General features: G+C 59.6%; 5 protein-coding genes and 2 pseudogenes. 3 read left to right on the plus strand and 4 right to left on the minus strand.

The features are described 5' to 3' along the window. Positions 1-105: 105 nt before the first annotated feature. Entirely contained in the window at positions 106-2,163 is a 2,058-nt protein-coding gene (locus CO660_RS20290) for a pyridoxamine 5'-phosphate oxidase family protein (protein WP_097600248.1), read from the minus strand. 57 nt (positions 2,164-2,220) lie between these two features. Continuing rightward, positions 2,221-2,832: a glutathione S-transferase gene (locus CO660_RS20295; protein WP_097600249.1), complete on the minus strand. Its 612-nt coding sequence runs from the start codon at positions 2,830-2,832 to the stop codon at positions 2,221-2,223. Between the two features lie 294 nt (positions 2,833-3,126). On the opposite strand from CO660_RS20295, the gene CO660_RS20300 reads away from it, so the two are divergent. Both CO660_RS20300 and CO660_RS20305 read left to right on the plus strand, forming a co-directional pair. Continuing rightward, a complete protein-coding gene (locus CO660_RS20300; RefSeq protein ID WP_097600250.1) occupies positions 3,127-4,086 on the plus strand; it encodes an MBL fold metallo-hydrolase in 960 nt (319 codons plus the stop codon). A 74-nt stretch (positions 4,087-4,160) separates the two neighbouring features. Further along, positions 4,161-5,138: an alpha/beta hydrolase gene (locus CO660_RS20305; protein ID WP_097600251.1), complete on the plus strand. Its 978-nt coding sequence runs from the start codon at positions 4,161-4,163 to the stop codon at positions 5,136-5,138. 104 nt (positions 5,139-5,242) lie between these two features. Here CO660_RS20305 and CO660_RS20310 read toward each other — a convergent pair whose 3' ends face one another. After that, entirely contained in the window at positions 5,243-5,464 is a 222-nt protein-coding gene (locus CO660_RS20310) for a LysR substrate-binding domain-containing protein (RefSeq protein WP_259669162.1), read from the minus strand. A 434-nt stretch (positions 5,465-5,898) separates the two neighbouring features. Next, positions 5,899-6,047 (minus strand): annotated as a pseudogene (locus CO660_RS33905) (damage-inducible mutagenesis protein); the annotation flags it as partial. Between the two features lie 169 nt (positions 6,048-6,216). On the opposite strand from CO660_RS33905, the pseudogene CO660_RS33910 reads away from it, so the two are divergent. Beyond that, a pseudogene (locus CO660_RS33910) lies at positions 6,217-6,351 on the plus strand (CopG family transcriptional regulator); the annotation flags it as partial.

Below are 6,351 nucleotides of genomic sequence, written 5' to 3' on the forward strand. Positions count from 1 at the left end.
GGAGAGAGACGTCGCTCTCTTGAGATTGAACATGATCCGGTCGGGACGATTGCTGAACATCGAAAGGAAACAAGGGACCGTTACGCTGGACGCAGCAATCGGCCCTTAGACAGCGAGCTGCAGGCCGCCTTCCTGGTCGGCAGGAACAGCGCAGCACAGGAGCACTTCGTCGGCGTCGATCTTCGCAGTGGGCTGCTTGACGTAAGCGATGGCACCCTTGACGAGCTTCGTCCGGCACGTCCCGCAGTTTCCTTCCCGACAACTGAAATCGGGTTCGAGGCCGCGCGCCTCAGCGAACTCCAGGAGAGTGCCGGAACCAGGCGTCCACCGCGCCTCTTTCAAGGAGTTCGTGAATATGACGGGCACAGGTTTTTCGGACGGCTGCGCGGCGGGAGACATCAGGGCTGGTGTGGCTTGCCCCGCGCGGACCAGCGACGACGGACCGAAGGCTTCAGCCTGAATGCGATCGTCAGCAATGTTGAGAGCCCGCAGTCCGTCATAGAGGCCTTGGGTGAACTGGGCAGGTCCGCAGAGGTAGAAATCATAGTCGTTGAAGGGGAGGAACCGCGTCAGCATCGCCATATCGATCCGCCCTGCCGCGTCGAAGTCCCTGCCCTCTTCAGCATCCGTAGTGTCGCTGAGGACCCTGACCAAGCGCACAACGCCCTTGGCCGCACCAATTGGTTCGCCGATCTCTTTATCGAACGGTCGGTCGGCCTTGGAGCGAGCCGCGTAGAACAAAGTGACAGGACGGACGCGTTGCTTGCGGAGCCCTTCATAGACGACGTGCCGGAGCATTGCGAGCAGCGGCGTGATGCCGACGCCACCTGCGAGAAGAACCGCCGGACGGGTTGAACGCGCGTCGATGCTGAAGTCGCCGGCCGGCGCGCGCGCCTCGATGACGTCGCCGACAGCAATAGTATCATGCAGGAACTGCGAAACCCGGCCGTCTCGCTTGACGCTGATGCGGTAGATCCCGTCGGACGGCGCGACCGAGAGCGTGTAGGTGCGAATGACCGCGTTATTTTCGCCGGGCAGCTTGATGCGGATGGGCAGATGCTGACCGGCCGCATGCGGGAGCAGCCCTGCGCCATCGCCTGGCCGGAGGTGGAAAGACTTGATCGTCGCGCTTTCATCGATGATCGCGGTGACGGTCATTGGCCGCCATGTCGTGGCAAGCTCTGTGGCACGCAAACGGTCGGCCGTCTGCTGCCAGCTGCCCGTCATCAAGGAACTCGGCGACCAGCCGTCCTTCCGAAAAGCCCATCTTAGAGCCAGTGCATTACGCCGCCGAACAATACGCGTCGGCTTGAATGTCCAAAATCGCTCAGCGCCCTGGAAGGCGGCGATCTCGGGCGAATCGAAGATGACTTCGGCTTTCCCCGTCATCTGCAGCATATCGCCGGTGGTGAAATCCACGAACAGAAGTCCTGCCTTTCCGTTCAGCAGGATGTTGCCGAGCGTTGCGAAGAAGAGATTTCCGTCGAAATCCGGGATCGTCAGAACGCCGTCGTCACCGACGCGGACAAACCCCGCATTGCCGCCGCGGTGGGACACATCCACCTGACGCCGGTCCTCGCGATCCACATAGGACGCTACGAAGAAAGCGTCGGCTTCCCGAATGACCGCGCGTGCCTTATCATCAAGAGTAAGCAGTTCCTCTGCCTCGCCTTGGAACAGTGTTCCCGGTTGGCGTTCGAACCTAAAGTCGCGCAGTTGAATATAGCGCGGGCAATTTCCAAAACTCTGGTCGACATCGACGCGAAAACCACCGTCGATCGTCGAGACAAAACCATTCATACGGTTGCGGCGGCGCGTGTGCATCTCGATGCCAAGGAGACCGATCGGCAGGCCATTCGCCAATCCTTCGCTTGCCGGGTCGCTTGGATCTCGGTTTGCGAGGATGTCCAGGATGACAGGCGAAGGCGACGACATGAAACCCGGCTGGCCTTCGACAAAAGTCGCCCAGGCGTCACCGGCCTGATCGACGCTCCCGAGAACGATGAAAGGCAGTTGGGCGTAGAAGTCCCGATGCTGGTCCGGCATGAAATCACGAACGACACGCTGGCCGACGGAGGCCATGCGTTCCTTTACGCCGAGCTTTTCCTGGATAAAGGTCTCGCCTTCATGCCACGTCGGCAGTTTTGTAAGCTTCATGGACATCTGCGTTCTCCAGAAAAAGGCGGAGAGCGTGCGAGGTGCCGCACGCCCTATCGAAGCTCAGGCGGCAAGACCAACGGGCGTTTTGACGAAATCGACGAAACCCGGAAGTTGCTCGACGCGGGCCAGCAGAGCATTCACGGACGGATAAGCGCTGAGGTCTACATTGCCCTCCGGAGCCCGTGCGACATAACTGTAGACCGCGACGTCCGCGATCGTCGGGCGGTTGCCCACCAGCCATTCGCGCCCTTGCAGATGGCTCTCGATCCGGCCGAGGATGGTATGTGCCCGCCCGATGACTTCTTCGGGGTTGAACTTGGCGCCGAACACCGTCACCAGACGCGCAGCTGCCAGTCCGTAGGCAATCTCGCCGGCTGCAACCGAGAGCCAGCGCTGGACGTCGGCCGCCCCTTTGGCATCTTCCGGAAGCCACTCCGTCTGGCCCGACTTCTTGGCGAGGTAGACGAGGATCGCATTGGAATCGGAGATGATAACATCGCCATCCGCCAGCACCGGCACTTGGCCGAAAGGGTTCATCTTGAGGAAATCAGGCTGCTTATGGGCGCCAGCCTTCAGATCAACCTCGACCAGCTCGTGGGGGAGCCCGATCAGGGAAAGGAAGAGCCGCGCCCGGTGCGAGTGGCCCGACAGCGGATGGTGATAAAGTCTCATGTGATCGCTCCTGATTGAAGGCCGGGTCCATTCCCGATCCGTGAACGCAGGATGCAATGAGCGATCCCCCGACTGAATACTCATGTTTGGCACTGGACCGTTACGCCAGATGCAACAGTGCGGCGCACAGACACCACGCTTCCGGAATTCGCGGTTGAAGGCGCTTCGACATGACGGGGCGCTGGCGGAACTCTTACGCCAAGCGAAATAATCCCTTGTGCACTTTGCCGATTATCGAATGCGGGCGGCAGGCGTACTGTCTGGCCATCGTCTCAGGCAACAAGGAACTTCGCGATGAACACCGCCAACACACCCTATGTCAGCCGCCGCGCTCTTCTTACGGGGGTCCTTGCAGCCGTCTCCGTTGCGCCTTTTCTGGCGCCGAATGTCTTCGCCAAGTCCGGAACGATCGTGGATTCGCTGAGGGATGCAGCTTCCCGGGCTGACATCACGACCTACCCGGTGCGCGGCAACATTGCCGTGCTGGAAGGATCGGGCGGCAACATCGCCGTTCTAACCGGTAAGCAGGGGAAGGTCCTCGTCGACGCCGGTATCACGGCAACCCGTGCTCGGATCGAGCAGGCGCTTTCGAAGCTGGGGGACCAACCTGTCAAGCATCTTATCAACACCCATTGGCACTTCGACCATACCGACGGAAACGAGTGGCTACACTCAGTGGGTGCCGCTATCATTGCTCATGAGAACACGCGCCGTCACCTGCTCGAGGCCCAGCGCGTTGATGATTGGAACTTCGATTTTCCGCCTTCTCCCTATGGCGCGATCCCTGCGACCTTGATCACAAGCGACAAGGTCCTGGAGCTCGAAGGTACGAAGATCGGCATCACCGCCTATCGACCAGCGCATACGGATAGCGACATCTCCGTTAAATTCGAGGAAGCCAACGTCATCCACGTCGGGGACATCTTCTGGAACGGGCTTTATCCCTTCATCGACTATTCGACTGGCGGGAGCATAGACGGAACAATCGCAGCGTCAGCAAAGGTCATCGCTGCGGTGGATGCGGATACCGTCATCATTCCAGGTCACGGCAAGCCGCTCAGCTCGCTCGATGAGCTCAAGCACTATCACGAGATGCTGGCGACCATCCGGGACAATGTCGCGAGGCTGAAATCCGCAGGTCGCTCTGTCGAGGAAACGGTCGCAGCCAACCCGACGGAGGCCTTTGACGAGGAATGGGGCAAGGCAATCATCAGCCCCGCCTTCTTCACGCGCCTTGTCTACAAGGGCGTCTGAAGAAGACCACCGCTCGTACCAACTTCTGATTTCAGAAGCAGTCGAGCGCCATGCCATCCAACATGAGGACTACCATGACCGAGGATCAACAATTCAACGTCTCGCGTCGAGACGTTCTGCTCGGAGGTTCAGCGCTTCTGCTGGCCTCTGGAATCCCGGCGTTTGCTGCAACAAGCAACGTATCAACCATCCAAGAAGGAGAAACGGCAATGACAGAAGCATTCATCACCACCAAAGACGGCGTAAATCTCTTTTACAAGGATTGGGGTCCGAAGGACGCCCAGCCGATCGTATTCCATCATGGCTGGCCCCTGTCGTCCGACGACTGGGACAACCAGATGCTGTTCTTCCTGTCGAAGGGCTATCGTGTGATCGCTCATGACAGGCGCGGCCATGGACGGTCGCAGCAGGTCAGCGACGGTCATGACATGGACCATTATGCTGCCGACGCATCAGCAGTCTACGAGCATCTCGATATCAGAAATGCCGTCCATATCGGCCACTCGACAGGCGGCGGCGAGACCGCTCGCTATGTCGCCAACTTCGGCGAACCGCAGGGCCGTGTGGCCAAGGCTATTCTCGTCAGTGCGATTCCGCCGCTGATGCTGCAAACACCGTCTAACCCCAACGGAACCCCGATCGAAGTCTTTGATGGCCTCCGAAAGGCATTGGCCGACAACCGGGCGCAGTTCTATCTAGACCTGCCTACGGGCCCCTTCTTCGGTTTTAACCGCGAAGGCGCGAAGGTCTCGCAGGGCCTTATCCAGAACTGGTGGCGCCAGGGCATGATTGGGAGCGCCAAGGCGCATTATGAGGGTATCAAGGTCTTCTCGGAAACCGACCAGACCGAGGACCTGAAGAAGATTTCGGTGCCGACGCTCGTCCTGCATGGCGACGACGACCAGATCGTTCCCGTCAAAGCGTCCGCAGAACTTGCGGTGAAGCTTCTGAAGAACGGAACCTTGAAGGTCTATCCAGGCTATCCCCACGGCATGCTTGCGACCCATCCCGATGTTCTGAACGCTGACATGCTCGCATTCATCCAGCGTTAAATTGTGCTCCAAGGAGAGAGGTTCGCCACGTGAGCCCTCTCTCCTCACAACTTCTTCGAGACCTACTTTGAAATTCAGTACGGGCTTCGTTCGAAGCTTCTGGGTCATGACGAGCTTTCGACATCGCTGCTTTGCCTGATCTCGTGGATCAAGTCGACGAGCCGGCGCAGCTTCGCCGGGATATTGCGTCTCCCGGGATAGTAGAGACATAGGCCCGGGTAAGGCGGGGTCCAGTCATCAAGAACCTGCTCCAGTCGTCCAGCGGCGGCGTCATCCGCCACCTGCCGCTCGTTCAGATAGGATATGCCCGACCGCGACGCGACCAGCGTCGCGCGCTAAACGGTGAACGCCTGAGGTTGCTTCCAGCTTTCGTGCTGTGACGCGGGGTTCGAATCCCTGCCCCGACAACCGATCTCGCGGGCTACCTCAGCCTGACCCCGACACGACACCCCTTCTACGAGGGATGCCTGATCACCTCGCCATCGAATGCGCCGCCGAGTTTCGATCCGATCCCGTCGTCCCCTTGGACGGATGGCGGCGATGGTGGAAGTGAGGCCACGCGAGCAGATCATTCAAGCGTGAAGCCCTCGCAACCGACCTTCATAGTGATACGACTTCCGGTCATGGCTTCTAGCGGAGGTGCTTGAAAAAGTACGCCCCCCGATTGGTCGGAAAGCGGACGCTGCGGTCGCGTTACGGCTCCTTGACCTCACCTAGTCATTTGGCGTGCGAGGCACGCCGCTAAGCGACGCCGCTGCTACGAGCCGTAGGTGAGGCTACCGCCAGGCCGGACCGCATCGATTTCCGGCACGCCAAAGGAAAGACAGCCAGCCTTTCGGGCTAATAAGCCCTCCAGCGAGCCGATGGCTCGCGCAGATCGGAAATCACCCTTTCGCAGGTAGCACTCATCGTTCACGGCCCCCTGCAAGGTCGTGTTGGCGACCGTCATCATGTCGAGCAAAAAATCGCAGGTTCTGGTGAAAATTGGCGCAATCACGAGTCCTTTCGGTATCCACCTTGAGACGCCCGACCACTTGCTTTATATGATGCGTGATGATTGATGCGCGACGAGGCGGATATGAGAACGACCTTAGCGATTGACGACGATGTCCTGATCGCCGCAAAAGCGATGGCAGCCCAGCAGCACCGGAGCGTCGGCGAAGTCATTTCTGAGCTGGCGAGACGCTCTCTGCGCCGCCCGCCCAGCAGCGGC

Source organism: Rhizobium sp. L9 (genome assembly GCF_002531885.1).
Taxonomy (GTDB): Bacteria; Pseudomonadota; Alphaproteobacteria; order Rhizobiales; family Rhizobiaceae; genus Rhizobium.